Annotated in this window: 17 protein-coding genes; 10 read left to right on the plus strand and 7 right to left on the minus strand. The window is 72.9% G+C overall.

Annotated features, from left to right (window positions below; all coding sequences use genetic code 11):
- Nucleotides 1–4 precede the first annotated feature (4 nt).
- Both Cch01nite_RS12875 and whiG read left to right on the plus strand, forming a co-directional pair.
- Nucleotides 5–937, plus strand: coding sequence for a tyrosine recombinase XerC (locus Cch01nite_RS12875; protein WP_308439251.1), 933 nt, complete (start codon nt 5–7; stop codon nt 935–937).
- A 20-nt stretch (nt 938–957) separates the two neighbouring features.
- Nucleotides 958–1,917 carry an RNA polymerase sigma factor WhiG gene (gene whiG / locus Cch01nite_RS12880; RefSeq protein ID WP_239070447.1) on the plus strand — a complete coding sequence of 320 codons (960 nt, stop codon included), beginning with the start codon at nt 958–960 and terminating at the stop codon, nt 1,915–1,917.
- A 55-nt stretch (nt 1,918–1,972) separates the two neighbouring features.
- Here the strand turns inward: whiG and Cch01nite_RS12885 are convergent, their stop codons facing one another.
- On the minus strand, nt 1,973–2,839 hold the full coding sequence (locus tag Cch01nite_RS12885) for a M23 family metallopeptidase (protein WP_203754975.1): 867 nt from the start codon (nt 2,837–2,839) through the stop codon (nt 1,973–1,975).
- 392 nt (nt 2,840–3,231) lie between these two features.
- Between Cch01nite_RS12885 and rpsB the strand changes: the two genes are divergently transcribed.
- The 7 genes from rpsB (at nt 3,232) to Cch01nite_RS12920 (ending at nt 9,113) form a co-directional block, all read left to right on the plus strand.
- Nucleotides 3,232–4,191 carry a 30S ribosomal protein S2 gene (gene rpsB / locus Cch01nite_RS12890; RefSeq protein WP_203754978.1) on the plus strand — a complete coding sequence of 320 codons (960 nt, stop codon included), beginning with the start codon at nt 3,232–3,234 and terminating at the stop codon, nt 4,189–4,191.
- A gap of 44 nt (nt 4,192–4,235) precedes the next feature.
- On the plus strand, nt 4,236–5,081 hold the full coding sequence (tsf, locus tag Cch01nite_RS12895; protein WP_203754981.1) for a translation elongation factor Ts: 846 nt from the start codon (nt 4,236–4,238) through the stop codon (nt 5,079–5,081).
- Between the two features lie 127 nt (nt 5,082–5,208).
- Complete coding sequence (gene pyrH, locus Cch01nite_RS12900) at nt 5,209–5,952, plus strand: UMP kinase (RefSeq protein WP_203754984.1); 744 nt, start codon at nt 5,209–5,211, stop codon at nt 5,950–5,952.
- 54 nt (nt 5,953–6,006) lie between these two features.
- Nucleotides 6,007–6,564: a ribosome recycling factor gene (gene frr / locus Cch01nite_RS12905; protein ID WP_203754987.1), complete on the plus strand. Its 558-nt coding sequence runs from the start codon at nt 6,007–6,009 to the stop codon at nt 6,562–6,564.
- On the plus strand, nt 6,564–7,409 hold the full coding sequence (locus tag Cch01nite_RS12910; RefSeq protein WP_203754990.1) for a phosphatidate cytidylyltransferase: 846 nt from the start codon (nt 6,564–6,566) through the stop codon (nt 7,407–7,409). The genes frr and Cch01nite_RS12910 overlap by 1 nt, the downstream gene beginning before the upstream one ends.
- A gap of 25 nt (nt 7,410–7,434) precedes the next feature.
- Nucleotides 7,435–8,562 carry a dual-specificity RNA methyltransferase RlmN gene (rlmN, locus tag Cch01nite_RS12915; RefSeq protein WP_203754993.1) on the plus strand — a complete coding sequence of 376 codons (1,128 nt, stop codon included), beginning with the start codon at nt 7,435–7,437 and terminating at the stop codon, nt 8,560–8,562.
- The gene (locus Cch01nite_RS12920) at nt 8,559–9,113 is read left to right on the plus strand and encodes a DivIVA domain-containing protein (protein WP_203754996.1); all 555 of its coding nucleotides are present in this window, start codon (nt 8,559–8,561) and stop codon (nt 9,111–9,113) included. The genes rlmN and Cch01nite_RS12920 overlap by 4 nt, the downstream gene beginning before the upstream one ends.
- 69 nt (nt 9,114–9,182) lie before the next feature.
- Here the strand turns inward: Cch01nite_RS12920 and Cch01nite_RS12925 are convergent, their stop codons facing one another.
- The 3 genes from Cch01nite_RS12925 to Cch01nite_RS12935 form a co-directional block, all read right to left on the minus strand.
- Entirely contained in the window at nt 9,183–10,004 is an 822-nt protein-coding gene (locus Cch01nite_RS12925) for an ABC transporter permease (RefSeq protein WP_203754998.1), read from the minus strand.
- Entirely contained in the window at nt 10,001–10,996 is a 996-nt protein-coding gene (locus tag Cch01nite_RS12930) for an ATP-binding cassette domain-containing protein (RefSeq protein WP_203755016.1), read from the minus strand. Before Cch01nite_RS12930 ends, Cch01nite_RS12925 begins: the two co-directional genes overlap by 4 nt.
- 108 nt (nt 10,997–11,104) lie before the next feature.
- A complete protein-coding gene (locus tag Cch01nite_RS12935) occupies nt 11,105–11,803 on the minus strand; it encodes a PadR family transcriptional regulator (protein ID WP_203755019.1) in 699 nt (232 codons plus the stop codon).
- 35 nt (nt 11,804–11,838) lie between these two features.
- Between Cch01nite_RS12935 and dxr the strand changes: the two genes are divergently transcribed.
- On the plus strand, nt 11,839–13,002 hold the full coding sequence (dxr, locus tag Cch01nite_RS12940; RefSeq protein WP_203755022.1) for a 1-deoxy-D-xylulose-5-phosphate reductoisomerase: 1,164 nt from the start codon (nt 11,839–11,841) through the stop codon (nt 13,000–13,002).
- Nucleotides 13,003–13,017: 15 nt separating this feature from the next.
- Here dxr and Cch01nite_RS12945 read toward each other — a convergent pair whose 3' ends face one another.
- The 3 genes from Cch01nite_RS12945 to Cch01nite_RS12955 are packed head-to-tail and all read right to left on the minus strand — an operon-like array spanning nt 13,018 to nt 16,246.
- The gene (locus Cch01nite_RS12945) at nt 13,018–14,397 is read right to left on the minus strand and encodes an NAD(P)/FAD-dependent oxidoreductase (protein WP_239070451.1); all 1,380 of its coding nucleotides are present in this window, start codon (nt 14,395–14,397) and stop codon (nt 13,018–13,020) included.
- Complete coding sequence (locus tag Cch01nite_RS12950) at nt 14,394–15,773, minus strand: aspartate aminotransferase family protein (RefSeq protein ID WP_203755025.1); 1,380 nt, start codon at nt 15,771–15,773, stop codon at nt 14,394–14,396. Before Cch01nite_RS12950 ends, Cch01nite_RS12945 begins: the two co-directional genes overlap by 4 nt.
- Nucleotides 15,770–16,246, minus strand: a complete 477-nt coding sequence (locus Cch01nite_RS12955) for an Lrp/AsnC family transcriptional regulator (RefSeq protein WP_203755028.1) — start codon at nt 16,244–16,246, stop codon at nt 15,770–15,772. The genes Cch01nite_RS12950 and Cch01nite_RS12955 overlap by 4 nt, the downstream gene beginning before the upstream one ends.
- Nucleotides 16,247–16,373: the final 127 nt, after the last annotated feature.

Here is a 16,373-nt window from a genome sequence, read left to right on the forward strand (position 1 = left end):
GCCCATGAACATGACCGAGGTCACTCTGACGGGCGCATCTCGTGCGCGCCTGCTCGGTGATTTCTCGGCATATCTGAGCGCGCAGCGGGGATGTTCCGAGCACACCGTGCGGGCATATCTCGGCGACGTCGAGCAGATGCTCGCCTACGCCTCCCGGCACGGCCGCGACTCGCTGGGTGCGGTCGACCTGGGTGTGCTGCGGGCGTGGCTGGCGTCGATGGCGCAGGCGCGCCGCAGCCGGTCGACGATCGCACGCCGGAGCGCGGCGGTCCGGACCTTCTTCGCGTGGGCCGTGCACCACGGCCTCATCGAGCAGGACCCTTCGCTGCGCCTCGCGACGGCGCGCGTCTCGCAGCTGCTGCCGACGGTTCTCCAGCTGGGACCGGTGGCGCGGATGATCGACGCCGCTCGGGACCGTGCGCAGGACGACGAGCCGGCGCACCTGCGGGACTGGGCGGCGCTCGAGCTGCTCTACGCGACCGGTGTGCGGGTCGGCGAGCTCTGCGGTGCCGACGTCGACGACATCGACCTCGACGAGCGCCTGATCCGCGTCGTCGGCAAGGGCGACAAGGAGCGCGTCGTCCCGTTCGGCCGGCCTGCACGCATCGCGGTGTCCGCCTGGTTGCAGCGTGGCCGGCCCCTCCTCGCGCGTCCCGACTCCCCGCCGGCGCTGCTGCTCGGTCGTCGTGGCGGTCGGGTCGACCAGCGTCAGGTCCGGGCGACGGTGCACGACGCGGCGGCCCTCGCCGGTGTCGAGGACGTCGCCCCGCACGGGATGCGCCACACCGCGGCGACCCACCTGCTCGACGGCGGGTCCGACCTGCGCAGCGTGCAGGAGCTCCTCGGCCACGCGAGCCTCGCCACGACGCAGCGTTACACCCATGTCTCGGCCGAGCGGCTCCGCTCGGCATTCGAACTGGCGCACCCCCGCGCATGAAGGTACGAACGGAGTCGACGATGGCGTCCTCACTCGATGCGGTCCACGTCCTGAGCGCCCGCTTTGCGGGCACCGCCGCCGAGGGCGTGATCCCGCAGCAGCGCATCGCTTCCGACGCCTCGGACCTCGGGGAGGACGGCGACGTCGCCGTGCTCGACGCGGACCTCGAGCTCGTGCTCGAGGGAGTGCCGTCGCAGCGCGGCGCCGTCTTCGACGACCCGGACGTCGCCGCGATGTGGGACGCGTTCAAGTCGACGGGTGCTGCGCGTGCTCGGGAGAGCCTGATCCTGCACTACGCGCCGCTGGTGTCCGCCGTCGCGGGCCGTGTCGGGATGCGGCTGCCGAGCACGGTCGAGCAGGCCGACCTCGTGTCGTACGGCATGTTCGGCCTGATCGACGCGATCGAGAAGTACCAGACCGACCGCGCGGTGAAGTTCGAGTCGTACGCGTCCTCCCGCATCCGCGGGGCGATCATCGACGAGCTGCGGGCGATGGACTGGGTGCCCCGGTCGGTCCGCACGAAGGCCCGTGCGGTCGACCGTGCCTACGCCGAGCTCGAGGCGACGCTGCACCGCGCCCCGACCGAGCAGGAGGCGGCGGCGCACCTGGAGATGTCGGTCGGGGAGCTGCGTGCGGTCTTCTCGCAGCTCGCGACCGTGAACGTGGCGGCACTCGACGAGCTGCTCGGTGGCGGCGACGACCGTCCTGGCGGTGCCTCGCTGGGTGACACGTTGGGTGACGAGCGCACGCTCGACCCGGCGGGGGCGATCGACGCCGCCGAGACGAAGTACCTGCTGGCCCGTGCGATCGAGCAGCTCGGCGAGCGGGAGCGCATCGTCGTCGTCCTCTACTACTACGAGGGCATGACGCTCGCGGAGATCGGCCGCGTGCTCGGTGTCACGGAGTCGCGGATCTCGCAGATGCACACGGCCGCGATGCTGCGGCTGCGCACCCGGCTGCTGGACGCCGAGCGCGTCTGACCGACCGAGGGCGGCAGGCCGGCCCGCTCGTCCGTGAGCACCGCCGCGCCGGTCCTCACCGCCGCGCGTGTCGCATGGCTGCGCCCGTCTGCACCGCCCCGCGGGCGGGCTGTGCCGCCTGGCTGGCCTCGTCGGGACCAGCGCTGCTGTCGAGCGGGCCGTCGGACAGCAGGACGATCGGGCCGGGGGCGCCGAGGACGCCCATCGGGTTGAGGTAGACGCTGCCGCGGCGCACGCCCCAGTGCACGCACGACGCGGGCGCGCAGTGCGACCCGGTGCCGGCGAGCGTGGCGACCGGGTCCCCGGCCGCGACGGCGGTGCCGACGGGAACGGTGGCGACCGCGGGCTCGAGGCTCGAGCGGAGGCCGCCGGGATGGGTCACCACGACCACGCCGCGTCCCGCGATCTCGCCGGCGAAGGTGACGACGCCGGCGGCCGGCGCGAGGAGCGGCGTCCCGGCGTCGGCTGCGAGGTCGACGCCGCGGTGCCCGGCGGCCCACGGTGCGGGTGGGGACCGGAACGGATCCCTCACGTGCAGCGGTGCGGGGACGGGAGGCCGGAACGTGACGACGCCGTCGAGGGACTGCGGCGCCGCGGCGCTGCCCGCGATCACGACGGCGAGCCAGCAGAGCACGGCGCCGAGACCGGCGAGCGCGACCTGCCGACGGCGACGGCTCCGACGCGCGACGCTGGCGCGCGCCGACGGCAGGATCACGTCGGGCGGCCGTCGTGCGCCCTGGCCTGCCGCGCGCGAGTGCCTGCGGGAGCCGGTGGAGCCCGGCTGCACGCGGGAGCCGGTGGAGCCCGGCTGCACGCGGGAGCCCGTCCGGCGCGGGTGTCTGCCGGCGTCCGCCGGGCCGGGGCGTGCGCCGGACCCCGTCGTCGCGGGTGTCGAGGGGGAGCGGGTCGTCGTCGAGGTCATGGCACGCACCGTGGCAAACCCGACCGGGGGTCGTGGCGGGGGTCACCCCGGGTCGTGGAAGACGCGCGGCCGCCAGGGGGCTGTGGGCGGCTCGAGTCGGGGGCGTCGGAGGCACGCCACCCGATCGGCTAGACTTCGGGTGCGACCGGTCCGTGCCGGTCGACATCGCGCGCCATCTTCCCGATGTCCGCCTCGCCTCACGGCGAGGACAGGCTCGGGGTCGGACGCTGCACCGGTCCGGGCACCGCACATCACGTGCGACGCCCGGCGCAGCCACCGGCATGGCGCCAGGGGCTCCGACCACGTGGTCGGGCCGACAACCGAGATGCGGGCCCGTTCGCCGGGTCCGCCTGCACGCGTGCACCTCGCGGTGCGCGCCGGAAGGACGTGCCATGGCCGTCGTGACCATGCGCCAGCTGCTCGAGAGCGGTGTCCACTTCGGGCACCAGACCCGCCGCTGGAACCCCAAGATGAAGCGCTTCATCTTCACCGAGCGCAACGGCATCTACATCGTCGACCTGCAGCAGTCGCTGTCCTACATCGACCGCGCGTACGACTTCGTCAGCCAGACCGTCGCCCACGGCGGCAGCATCCTGTTCGTCGGCACCAAGAAGCAGGCGCAGGAGCCCGTCGCCGAGCAGGCCGCCCGCGTCGGCATGCCGTACGTCAACCAGCGCTGGCTCGGTGGCATGCTCACCAACTTCACCACCGTGCACAAGCGTCTGCAGCGCCTCAAGGAGCTCGAGCAGATCGACTTCGACGACGTCGCGGCCTCGGGCCTGACGAAGAAGGAGCTGCTCGTCCTGCGTCGCGAGAAGGACAAGCTCGCCAAGACGCTCGGCGGCATCCGTGACATGGCCAAGGTCCCCTCGGCCGTGTGGATCGTCGACACGAACAAGGAGCACCTCGCGGTCGACGAGGCGCGCAAGCTGGGCATCCCGGTCGTCGCGATCCTCGACACCAACTGCGACCCCGACGTCGTGGACTACCCGATCCCGGGCAACGACGACGCGATCCGCGCCGTCCAGCTGCTCACCCGCGTGATCGCCGACGCCGCCGCCGACGGTCTGCTCAAGCGTCACTCGGGTCGCACCGCGGCCGCCGAGGGCGCCGAGGCCGACGCCGAGCCGCTGGCCGAGTGGGAGCGCGAGCTGCTCGCCGGTGCCGAGGCCGACCTCCAGCAGGGCGAGTCCGCTGCCGCTCCGGCCGCCGTGCAGGCCGAGGCCCCCACCGCCGCCGACGTCGTGACGACGGACGCGCCGGCCGAGGAGGCCGTGGCCGCCGCCGAGGCGACCGAGACCGTCGAGGCTGCGCCCGAGGCGCCGGCCGAGGGTGACGCCGCGTCCGAGTGACGCGTCCGTCCCTGAACTCCACTTCGACCAGAACGGAATCACTGATGGCGAACTACTCGCTCGCAGACATCAAGGCGCTGCGCGAGAAGACCGGTGCCGGCATGCTCGACGTCAAGAAGGCGCTCGAGGAGGCGGAGGGCGACGCCGACAAGGCGCTCGAGATCATCCGCGTCAAGGGCCTCAAGGGCGTCGGCAAGCGTGAGGGCCGCGCGGCGTCGGACGGCCTCGTGGCCGCCCACGTCGGCCCGACGGCGGACGGCGAGGGCCAGACGGGCGTGCTCGTCGAGGTCAACTCCGAGACGGACTTCGTCGCGAAGAGCCCGAACTTCGTCGCGCTCGCCGAGCGCGTCCTCAACGCCGCGGTCGGCTCGCCGGCCCGCGACGCGGACGCCCTGCTCGCGACCGAGGTCGACGGCTCCAGCGTGCAGTCGATCGTCGACGAGACGGCCGCCACGCTGGGCGAGCGCGTCGTCGTGCGTCGTCTGGCCCGTCTGGCCGGCGAGCACGTCGAGGTGTACCTGCACAAGGTCAACAAGGACCTGCCCCCGCAGGTCGGCGTCCTCGTCGCGACGGACGAGGCGGGCGCCACGGTGGCCCGTGACATCGCGACGCACATCGCGGCGTTCTCGCCGACGTACCTCACGCGTGCGGACGTCCCGGCCGAGACGGTCGAGAGCGAGCGTCACATCGCCGAGGAGACGGCCCGCAACGAGGGCAAGCCCGAGGCTGCGCTCCCGAAGATCATCGAGGGTCGCCTCAACGGCTTCTTCAAGGAGAACGTGCTCCTCGAGCAGGCGTTCGCCAAGGACAACAAGAAGACGGTCGCCCAGGTCCTCACCGAGGCCGGCGGCACGCTGACGGGCTTCGTGCGCTACCGCGTGGGAGCCTGACCCCATGTGACGAGGTGGCCCCGGCCCTGCAGGGTCGGGGCCACCGTCGCAACGGGCATCGCAACCGGGCATCGCAACCGGGCACCCGCGGGTGCCCACCCGTGCAGGACGCATCGAGGGAGACACCGTGAGCCAGGACGTGACCGCGACCGACGAGAACGCCCCGGCCCGACGCGTCCTGCTGAAGCTGTCCGGCGAGACGTTCGGTGGCGGTGACGTGGGCCTTGCGGCCGACGTGGTCCAGCGCGTCGCGGCCGAGATCGCCATCGCGGTCCGGGCAGGCGTGCAGGTCGCGATCGTCGTCGGCGGCGGCAACTTCTTCCGGGGCGCCGAGCTGTCGCAGCGCGGCCTGGACCGGGCCCGTGCGGACTACATGGGCATGCTCGGCACGGTCATGAACTGCCTCGCGCTGCAGGACTTCCTCGAGCAGGCGGGTGTCAGCACGCGCGTGCAGACCGCCATCACGATGGGCCAGGTCGCCGAGCCGTACATCCCGCTGCGGGCCATCCGGCACCTCGAGAAGGGCCGCGTGGTGATCTTCGGCGCGGGCGCCGGGATGCCGTACTTCTCCACGGACACCGTGTGCGTGCAGCGCGCCCTGGAGACGCACTGCCAGGAGGTCCTCATGGGCAAGAACGGCGTGGACGGCGTCTACACGGCCGACCCCCGCAAGGACCCGACGGCCGTGAAGCTCGACACCCTGACGTACACGGACGCGCTGGTCGGCGACCTCGCGGTCATGGACCAGACGGCGCTGAGCCTGAGCCGCGACAACGACGTGGTGATGCGCGTGTTCGGGCTCGAGGAGCCGGGTAACGTCACACGCGCCCTGCAGGGTGAGAAGATCGGCACGCTGGTCACGGCGGGCTGACGTCCTGCACGCCCCCAGCCTGACCCCCCAGACCGCACGCACGAAGGAGCACCGGTGATCGACGAGACCCTCCTCGAGGCCGAGGAGAAGATGGACAAGGCGGTCGAGGTCGCCAAGGACGACTTCGCGACGATCCGCACCGGCCGCGCCAACGCCGCGATGTTCTCGAAGGTGTTCGTCGACTACTACGGCAGCCCGACGCCGTTGCAGCAGCTGGCGTCGTTCAACGTGACCGAGGCGCGCACCATCCTCGTGTCGCCGTTCGACAAGTCGTCGATGGTCGCGATCGAGAAGTCGCTGCGTGACTCCGACCTGGGGGTGAACCCGTCGAACGACGGCAACGTCATCCGGGTGGTGCTTCCGGCGCTGACCGAGGAGCGCCGCCGCGACTTCGTGAAGCTCGCGAAGGGCAAGGCCGAGGACGCGCGTGTCTCGGTGCGCAACGTGCGCCGCCGCGCCAAGGAGGAGCTGGACCGCATCGTCAAGGACGGCGAGGCGGGCGAGGACGAGGTCGCGCGGGCGGAGAAGGAGCTCGAGGTGCTCACCAAGAAGCACGTCGACCTCATCGACCACCTGCTCTCGTCCAAGGAGAGCGAGCTCCTCGAGGTCTGATGTCGGAGCACACCGCACTCGCCGCACCGCGCACGCCGCGACCGGGCAGGGACCTCCCCGTCGCGATCGTGGTGGGCGTGGCGCTGCTCATCGGCGTCGTCGCGTCGCTGTTCATCCGCAAGGAGGCGTTCGCCGTCGTGGCGGTCGTCGCCGTGTGCGCGGGCCTCTGGGAGCTCGCCCAGGCGTTCACGCGCCGAGCGATCCACCTGCCGCTCGTGCCGCTGATCGTCGGCGCGGTCGGCATCCTCGTCTCGGCGTACACGGCCGGGCCGGAGGCGATGTTCGTCGCGTTCATGCTCACGGTCGGCGGTGTCGTCATCTGGCGGGTGCTCGACGGCAACGGCGAGGCGGCGCTGCGGGACGCGAGCGCGGGTGCGTTCGCCGCCGCCTACCTGCCGTTCCTCGCCGGCTTCGTCATGCTGATGCTCGCGGCGCCGGACGGGCCTGCGCGCGTGATGCTGTTCATCCTCCTGGTCGTCGCGAGCGACACCGGGGGCTTCGTCGTCGGGACGCTGCTCGGCAAGCACCCGCTGGCGCCGTCGGTGAGCCCGAAGAAGTCGTGGGAGGGCCTGGTCGGCTCGATCGTCCTGGCCTGCGTGGTCGGCGTCGTCGGTGTGCAGGTCGGGTTCGGCGGCGAGCCGCTGGTCGGCGTGTTCCTCGGGTTGGCGACGGTCGTGACAGCGACGCTCGGCGACCTGGCCGAGTCGCTGCTCAAGCGCGACCTCGAGCTGAAGGACATGGGCCGGCTCATCCCGGGTCACGGCGGTCTGCTGGACCGGCTGGACTCGCTGCTGCTCACCTGCCCCGCCGTCTACCTGATCCTCTCGGTCCTGCTCCCTGCGTGACCCCGACCCGAAGGAGGGGGACGCCATGACCGGCACACCCGTCCGCCTGGACCTGTCGTCGCCGACCCGCGGACCCCGCGGCAAGCCGCCGAAGCACTTCGTCGACCTCACGCCGGAGCAGCGGGTCGCCGCCGTGACGGAGCTGGGCGAGAAGCCGTTCCGCGCCAAGCAGCTCGCGACGCACTACTTCACGCACCTGACGTCCGACCCGGCGCTGATGACGGACCTGCCGAAGGCGAGCCGCGACAAGCTGGTCGAGGGCTTGTTCCCCACGCTGCTGACGGCGCACCGCACGCAGACGGCCGACCAGGGGACCACGGTCAAGACGCTGTGGCACCTGTTCGACGGCGCCAAGGTCGAGTCGGTCCTCATGCGGTACGCGAACCGCACGACGCTGTGCATCTCGAGCCAGGCGGGCTGCGGGCTCGCGTGCGCGTTCTGCGCGACGGGCCAGCTCGGCCTGACGCGCAACCTGTCCACGGCGGAGATCGTCGAGCAGGTGCGGTCGGCCGCCCGCTCGCTGGCGGACGGTGAGGTTCCCGGTGGTCCGACGCGCCTGACGAACGTCGTGTTCATGGGCATGGGTGAGCCGCTGGCCAACTACAAGGCGGTCATGGAGACGGTGCGCCGGCTGGTCGCGCCGACGCCGGACGGCCTGGGCATGTCGGCGCGGAACGTGACCGTCTCGACGGTGGGCATGGTCGCGTCGATGGACAAGCTCGCCGACGAGGGCATCCCGGTGACGCTGGCCCTGTCGCTGCACGCGCCGGACGACGAGCTGCGCAGCGAGCTCGTGCCGGTGAACACCCGGTGGAACGTGGACGAGGCGCTCGACTCGGCGCACCGCTACTTCGAGAAGACCGGGCGGCGGGTGTCCATCGAGTACGCGCTGATCCGGGACATCAACGACCACGCGTGGCGGGCGGACCTGCTCGGCGAGAAGCTCAACGCGCGCGGCCGCGGCTGGGTGCACTGCAACCCGATCCCGCTGAACCCGGTGCCCGGCTCCAAGTGGACGGCGAGCGATCCCCGGGTCGAGCAGGAGTTCGTGGCACGCTTGCGAGCGCACGGCATCCCGACGACGATCCGGGACACCCGGGGCAGTGAGATCGACGGCGCCTGCGGGCAGCTCGCAGCGGAGGAGGACGAGTGAGCGACGGCATGTTCCGCACCGTCACGGGGTTCAAGCAGGGCTACGACCCCGACGAGGTGGACGAGTTCTTCTCGCACGCGCGTGCCGTGTACGAGAAGGGTCCCGCGGGCGCGCTGGCCAGCAAGGACGTGCGCGCCGTCGCGTTCGACATGGTGCGCGGCGGGTACGTCACGTCGGCCGTCGACGCGGCGCTCGACCGGCTGGAGGCGGCGTTCGTCGCCCGGTCGCGTGCGGAGTTCGTCGCGCAGCGGGGGCAGGAGGCGTGGATGGCCCGGCTCGGTGAGCAGGCGCGCACGCTGTACGGCCGGCTGGGGCGTCCGGACGGGGACCGCTTCGCGCCGCCGGAGGGCCGGCACCAGGGGTACGAGCCCGCGGACGTCGACGCGCTGTGCCACCGGCTCGTCGCGTACTTCGACAAGGGCGCGCCGCTGACGGCCGGCGAGGTCCGGGCGGCGACGTTCCGTCGGCGCAACGGCGCCAACGGCTACGGCGAGCCCGCGGTGGACGCCTTCTTCGCGCGTGCGGTCGAGGTGCTGCTCGGCGTCGAGTGAACGCACCCGGACGTCACGACGGCCGCGCACCCGGGCGAGGGTGCGCGGCCGTCGTCGTCGGGGACGAGGTCAGCCGTCCTCGCGGCGGAACGTCCGGGTCCCGAACCAGAGCCCGACCGCGGCCAGCGCGAGCGTGAGCGCGGAGCCCCACAGCGCGGTCGGTGTGCCGATCTGCCCGTCGAACTGCGCCCGGATGCCCGAGACGACGTGCTTGATCGGGTTGAGGTTCGACAGCGTGTTGAGCCACGCGGGCGCCGATGCGGCCGTGATGGGCAGCAAAATGCCCGACAGCAGCAGCAGGGGGAGCGCGACGCCGTTCATGAGCGGGGCGAGGGCGTCCTCGCTCTTGAGGTTGAGCGCGACCGCGTACGAGAAGGACGCGAACGACGCGGCCAGCAGCGCCGCGGTGACGACGCCGAGCACGATGCCCCAGAACGGTGCCTCGAGCCCGAACAGGAACGCGACGGCGACGAGCACGATGCCCTGCACGAGGACGACGAGCACGTCGCGCAGCACGCGGCCGAGCACGAGCGCGGACCGGGGTGCGGGGGAGACCCGTTCGGCCTCGATGACGCCGTCGCGCCACTCGCCGATGAGCCCGAAGCCGACGAACAGCGCGCCGAACATCCCGAGCTGCACGAGCAGGCCGGGCACGAACAGCTGGTAGGCGTTGGTGGCGCCGAGCGCGGGGGCGAGCGGTTCGAGCAGCGGCCCGAACAGCGAGAGGTACAGGATCGGCTGGAGCAGCCCCATGACGCCCCACACGGGGTTGCGCAGCGAGATGCGCATGGCGCGGCGGAACACGGTGAGCGTGTCGCGGACGAACGTGCTGCGGCCGCGGGCCTCGTCGGCGAGAGCGGACGTGGCGGGGGTCGACGTCGTGGTGGTCATGCGGCGGCTCCGTCCTGGGCGTCGGGGTCGGGGTTCGGCTGCTCGCCGTCACGCAGCGAGCGACCGGTGAGGGTGAGGAACACGTCGTCGAGCGTCGGGCGGCGCAGCTCGACGCCGTCGAGCTCGAGCTGCTCGGCGTCGAGGGTGCGCAGGAGGCCCATGAGCAGCGTGCGGCCCTGCGGGACGCGGACCTCGACGAGGGTGCCGTCGACGGTCGGTGCGGAGGCGCCGGGGAGCTGGGCGGCGATGGCGGCGACGCGTGCGGCGTCGGACGCGGTCGACGCGGTGAGGACGACGGCGTCGCCGCTGACCTGCTGCTTGAGCTCCTCGGGGGTGCCCTCGGCGACGATCGTGCCGTGGTCGATGACGAGGATGCGGTCGCAGAGCGCGTCGGCCTCGTCGAGGTAGTGGGTGGTGAGGAAGACGGTGCTGCCGCGCTCGTCGCGCAGCCCGCGCACGTGGGTCCAGAGGTTGGCCCTGGCCTGCGGGTCGAGGCCGGTGGTGGGCTCGTCGAGGAACACGAGCCGTGGCGTGTGGATGAGGCCCATGACGATGTCGAGGCGGCGGCGCTGCCCGCCGGACAGGGTGGAGCACTTGCGGTCCCAGAGTCCGTCGAGCTCGAGCTGGCCGAACAGCTCGCGGCCGCGGGCGGCGGCGGCGGCGCGGTGGACGCCGTACAGCTGGGCGTGGTCGACGACCTCCTCGCCGGCGCGGGCCTCGCCGGACGTGGAGCCGGACTGGGCGACGTACCCGATGCGGCGGCGGACGGCGCCGGGGTCGCCGCGCAGGTCGGCCCCGGCGACGGTGGCTTCGCCGCGGGTGGGGGCCAGGAGCGTGGTGAGCATCCGCAGGGTGGTCGTCTTGCCGGCTCCGTTGGGGCCGAGGAAGCCGACGATCTCGCCGGCCTCGACGTCGAGGTCCACGCCGCGCACGGCGTCGACGTCACCTCGTCGGGTCTTGTAGGTGCGGGCCAGGCCGCGGGCATGGATCATGCGGGTTCTCCTTCGGGGCTGAGGCCACCAGTATTCAAGAGTGACTATTACTCGTCAACCTTGACTATTACGTGATTCGTCGACCGCGCGGCGGCACGGGGGGAGAGATCAGACCACGCGGGCGAACGGCGGCTCGCCGGCCGCGATGACACCCACCCCGACACCGGCCTCCCGGGCGGCGTCGACCTGGGCCTGCGTCGGCGTCCACGTCGGCGGCTCGCCGACGAACGAGTACGCGCCGGCACCGACGCGCTCCAGGTAGTCCCGTGCCCACACGAGCTCGCCGCGCAGCCGGGCGGCCAGGATCCTGGCGACCTCCGACGCGCTGTCGGGGACGTCCGGGGCGGCGACGATCTGCTCGACCTGCGCCTCGGCGTACGCGATGGCCGCCTCCAGCAGCCCGACGCGCGTCGTCAGCGTCCCGAGGACCTCGTCGCGGGCCAGCGCGGGGGCCATGTTGATCGCGGTCATGAACAGCGTCGGGTCGTCGACCGAGAGCAGGCCGACGCGCAGGAGCGTGAGGAACTCCCGCTCGCCGTCGGGCGTCAGCCGGTACGCGGTCCGGGCCGGTCGCGTGTCCGACGCCGGCGTCGGGACCTCGTCGAGCAGCCCCGCCTTCGTGAGCGACTTCAACGCGTGGTAGATCGACCCGGGGTGCACGTGCGCCCACTGGTCGACCTCCCAGCTCAGCAGCTCACGCCGCAGGAAGTAGCCGTGCACCGGCTGGAAGATGCGCACGCAGCCCAGCACCAGCAGGCGGGTCGACGACCCCTGCGACGAGCCGGCGGCGGGGACAGGAGCGGGCATGCGGCGATCCTGCCACGGTCCGCGATGATGGGCCGGTGAGCCAGCGCAGCGTCCTCCTCCTCGGGTCCACGGGATCCATCGGCACCCAGGCCATCGACGTCGTCACCCGCAACCCGGACCGCTTCCGGGTGACCGGGCTCAGCGCGGGCGGTCGCGACGCCGCGCTGGTCGCACGCCAGGCGGCCGCCCTGGGTGTCGAGGCCGTCGCGCTCGCGGACCCCGCCGCCGAAGGTGCCTTCCGGGACGCCTGGACGGGCGGGCCCGTCGAGGTGCTCACCGGCCCGGACGCCTCCACCGAGCTCGCGGGCCGGCGCGCCGACGTGGTGCTCAACGGCATCACCGGGTCCGTCGGGCTCGGCCCGACGCTCGCGGCGCTGCGCGCGGGCAGCACGCTCGCGCTCGCCAACAAGGAGTCGCTCGTCGTCGGCGGGGCGCTCGTGCAGGCCGCCCGCACCCGGCCGGACCAGATCGTGCCCGTGGACTCCGAGCACTCCGCGATCGCGCAGAGCCTGCGCGGCGGCGCGCGCGGGGAGGTCCGGCGCCTGGTCCTCACCGCGTCCGGCGGCCCGTTCCGCGGCTGGTCGCTCGACGCCGTCAAGACCGTCGGCCCCGAGCAGGCGCTCGCGCACCCGACCTGGTCGATGGGTCCGGTGGTCACGGTGAACTCGTCCACGCTGATGAACAAGGGGCTCGAGCTCATCGAGGCGCACCTGCTGTTCGACGTGCCCGTGCAGGACATCACTGTCGTCGTGCACCCGCAGTCCGTCGTGCACTCGATGGTCGAGTTCGTCGACGGCTCGACGATCGCGCAGGCGTCGCCGCCCGACATGCGGCTGCCGATCGCGCTCGGCCTGTCGTGGCCGGACCGGGTCGCCGACGTCGCGCCACCGTGCGACTGGACCCGTGCGACGTCCTGGACGTTCGAGCCGCTCGACGAGGAGGTGTTCGGGGCCGTCCGGCTCGCCCGTGAGGCCGTCGCGGCGTCCGCGACGCACCCGGCGGTCTACAACGCGGCGAACGAGGAGTGCGTGGCGGCGTTCCTGGCGGGGCGGATCGGCTTCCTCGACATCGTGTCCACGGTCGCGCGCGTGCTGGACGAGCACACCGGCACCCCGGCGGACGCGCTCGACCTGGACGCCGTGCTCGCCGCGGAGGACTGGGCGCGGGCCAGGGCCCACGAGGTGCTCGCGCGCCGCTGACCGACGCGGCCCGGGTCAGGACCCGTCGGACCCGCCGAGCAGCGCGTCGAGCACCGGAGCCAGGCGGCTGGTCCGCCCGGTGCGGCTCTCGGTCCGGTCCGCGATCACCGCGGCCCGTCGTGCGGCCGTGATCCCCGCCCACCGCACGGGCTCCGGCTCCCACTCGGGCGACCGGTGCCCCACCCAGGGCAGCCGCGTGAGTGCGGTGTCGGCGTCGGTGAGCAGGTCGGCGAGCGTGCGGCCGGCGAGGTTGCTCGTCGCGATCCCGTCGCCGACGTACCCGCCCGCCCAGGCGATGCCGTCCTCGTCGAGCCCGACCGACGGGTGCCAGTCACGGGGCACGCCGATCGGGCCGCCCCACCGGTGCGTCACCTCGACGTCCCGCAGCACGGGGAACAGCTCGACGAGCTCGCGGCGCAGGTGCTCGGAGACGAGCGCGTCGGTGTCGAACGACGGCCGGATGGCGGACCCGAGGTGGTACGGGGCGCCCCGCCCGCCGAACGCGAGCCGCCCGTCCGTGGTGCGCTGCCCGTAGACGAGCAGGTGCCGGGCGTCCGTGAACGTCTCGGCCTGCCCGAGCCCGATCTCGTCCCAGACGTGGTCGGGCAGGGGCGCGGTCGCGATCATTAGCGAGTACACGGGGGCGACGCTGCGCCGGGAGCCGGGCAGCTGGGTGGACCACGCCTCGGTCGCGCGGACCACGTACCGGGCGCGGACCGTGCCGTGGTCGGTGACGACGGCCCGCGGCGACAGCCGCATCGCGCGCGTGCCCTCGGCGAGCCGCGCGCCCCGGGCGAGCACCACGTCGACGAGCCCGCGCACCAGCCGGGCGGGCTGGAGGCGCGCGCAGTCGGCCGAGTACGCCGCGCCGAGGACCCCGTCGGCGCGGACGTGGGCCCGCACGGCGTCGGCGTCGAGCATCGTCGCCTCGTCCCCGAAGGCGAGCCCGGCGCTCACCTCCGACGCGACCCGTTCGAGCTGCGGGCGGTTGCGGGCGAGCGTCACGGTGCCGCCGTACGCGAACCCGCAGTCGATCAGCTCGGCGGCCGCCGCGCCCCCGACCTCGACGACGGCGTCCCGCATCGCGGCACGCATCGCGACGGCGGCCTCCCAGCCGTGGGCACGCGCGAGGGCGTCGCCGCTCACGGGGAGCTGCGCGGAGCACCACCCGCCCGCGCGCCCGCTGGCGCCGAACCCGGCGACCACCTGCTCGACCAGCAGCACGTCGAGCGACGGGTCGGCCTCCAGCAGGTAGTACGCGGTCCACAGGCCGGTGAGGCCGGCGCCGACGATGACGACGTCCGCCTGGGTGTCGCCGTCGAGGGGCTCCCGCACGACGAGCTCGCGGTCGTCGAGCTGGTCGAACCACAGGGACAGGCCGCGCACCTCGGTCACAGGTGCGTCCAGGCCTCGGACAGGACGCCGCGCAGGATCTGCTCGATCTCGTCGAACTCCGCCTGACCGCAGGTGAGCGGCGGGGCGAGCTGGACGACGGGGTCGCCGCGGTCGTCGGCCCGGCAGTACAGGCCCGCCTCGAACAGCGCGCCGGACAGGAACCCGCGCAGCAGGCGCTCGCTCTCGTCGGCGTCGAACGTGGTCCGGGCCGCCTTGTCCTTGACGAGCTCGATCCCGTAGAAGAACCCCTCGCCGCGCACGTCGCCGACGATGGGCAGGTCGAGGAGCCGTTCGAGCGTCCGCCGGAACGCCGGGGCGGTCTCGCGCACGTGGTCGTTGAGCCGTTCCCGCTCGAACAGGTCGAGGTTGGCCATCGCGACCGCCGCGGACACGGGGTGCCCGCCGAACGTGTAGCCGTGCGGGAACATCGCGTCACCCGACGCGAACGGCTCGTACACCCGGTCGGACGCGAGGAGCGCGCCGATGGGGGAGTACCCGGAGGTCATGCCCTTGGCGCACGTGATCATGTCGGGCACGTACCCGAAGTCGTCGCACGCGAACATCGACCCGATCCGGCCGAACGCGCAGATCACCTCGTCCGACACGAGGAGCACGTCGTACCGGTCGCAGATCTCCCGCAGCCGCTCGAAGTACCCCGGGGGCGGCGGGAAGCAGCCGCCGGCATTCTGCACGGGCTCGACGAACACGGCCGCGACCGTCTCCGGGCCCTCGAACTCGATCGCCTCGGCGACGCGGTCGGCCGCCCAGGTCCCGAACGCCTTCGGGTCGTCGCGCAGGTGCTCGGGCGCCCGGTACAGGTTGGTGTTCGGGACCTTGTGGGCGCCGGGGACGAGCGGCTCGAACGGCTCCTTGAGGGCGGGCAGCCCGGTGATCGACAACGCCCCGTGGGGGGTGCCGTGGTACGCGATGGACCGCGAGATCACCTTGTACTTGCCGGGCCTGCCCACGAGGCGCCAGTACTGCTTGGCGAGCTTCCACGCGGTCTCGACGGCCTCGCCGCCGCCCGTCGTGAAGAACACGTGGTTCAGGTCGCCGGGCGCGTACGTGGCGAGCCGCTCGGCCAGGTCGATCGCCTGCGGGTGCGCGTACGACCACAGCGGGAAGAACGCGAGCTGCTCGGCCTGCTCACGTGCACGGGCGGCGAGCTCGGTGCGCCCGTGCCCCGCCTGCACGACGAACAGGCCGGACAGCCCGTCGATGTACCGGCGGCCCGCATCGTCCCAGATGTGGTGCCCCTCGCCCCGCACGATCGTCGGGACCCCGTGCGCCCACGCGCTCTGCCGCGTGAAGTGGCCCCACAGGTGCGCCCGTGCGGCGTCGCCGCGGTCGGTGCCCGCCGGGGTGGTACCGGTCATCGCGTCCCCCAGTTGTAGAGCTGCTTGCGCAGACGCAGGTAGACGAACGTCTCGGTGGTCCGCACGCCCGGCAGGCCGCGGATCTTCTGGTTGAGGACCTCGAGGAGATGGTCGTCGTCCTCGCACACGACCTCGACGAGGAGGTCGAAGCCGCCCGCCGTGATGACGACGTAGTCGACCTCGGGAAGCTCGGCGAGCGCGTCCGCGACGTCCTCCAGGTCACCCTCGCACCGCAGGCCGATCATCGCCTGACGGCGGAATCCGACCTGGAGCGGGTCGGTGACGGCGACGATCTGCACGACCCCGGAGTCGGTGAGCCGCTGCACGCGCTGCCGCACGGCGGCCTCCGAGAGGCCGACGGCCTTGCCGATCGCGGCGTACGACCGTCGGCCGTCCTCCTGGAGCTGCTCGACGATGGCCTTGGACAGGTCGTCGAGCGCCGCTGGCCCGGCCGGCGGTCTGCGCGTCTCCACCTGCCGATCGTGTCGTGCCGCCGGGGTCTGCCGCAAGGGATTCCGTCGTCGGGAACGCGCGCAACTTCTGATTCCGGCGATGTCGCGGCTCCGCGACGGGGAAAGCCGCCGTCGACCCTCGCGCGAC

Source organism: Cellulomonas chitinilytica (genome assembly GCF_016862675.1).
Taxonomy (GTDB): Bacteria; Actinomycetota; Actinomycetes; order Actinomycetales; family Cellulomonadaceae; genus Cellulomonas; species Cellulomonas chitinilytica.

Excerpts from the sequence above, each read along its gene's own strand:
- Cch01nite_RS12875 (WP_308439251.1), top strand. The coding sequence starts at position 5 with ATGAACATGACCGAGGTCACTCTGACGGGCGCATCTCGTGCGCGCCTG.
- whiG (WP_239070447.1), top strand. The coding sequence starts at position 958 with ATGGCGTCCTCACTCGATGCGGTCCACGTCCTGAGCGCCCGCTTTGCG.
- Cch01nite_RS12885 (WP_203754975.1), bottom strand. The coding sequence starts at position 2,839 with ATGACCTCGACGACGACCCGCTCCCCCTCGACACCCGCGACGACGGGG.
- rpsB (WP_203754978.1), top strand. The coding sequence starts at position 3,232 with ATGGCCGTCGTGACCATGCGCCAGCTGCTCGAGAGCGGTGTCCACTTC.
- tsf (WP_203754981.1), top strand. The coding sequence starts at position 4,236 with ATGGCGAACTACTCGCTCGCAGACATCAAGGCGCTGCGCGAGAAGACC.
- Cch01nite_RS12910 (WP_203754990.1), top strand. The coding sequence starts at position 6,564 with ATGTCGGAGCACACCGCACTCGCCGCACCGCGCACGCCGCGACCGGGC.
- rlmN (WP_203754993.1), top strand. The coding sequence starts at position 7,435 with ATGACCGGCACACCCGTCCGCCTGGACCTGTCGTCGCCGACCCGCGGA.
- Cch01nite_RS12925 (WP_203754998.1), bottom strand. The coding sequence starts at position 10,004 with ATGACCACCACGACGTCGACCCCCGCCACGTCCGCTCTCGCCGACGAG.
- Cch01nite_RS12930 (WP_203755016.1), bottom strand. The coding sequence starts at position 10,996 with ATGATCCATGCCCGCGGCCTGGCCCGCACCTACAAGACCCGACGAGGT.
- Cch01nite_RS12935 (WP_203755019.1), bottom strand. The coding sequence starts at position 11,803 with ATGCCCGCTCCTGTCCCCGCCGCCGGCTCGTCGCAGGGGTCGTCGACC.
- Cch01nite_RS12950 (WP_203755025.1), bottom strand. The coding sequence starts at position 15,773 with ATGACCGGTACCACCCCGGCGGGCACCGACCGCGGCGACGCCGCACGG.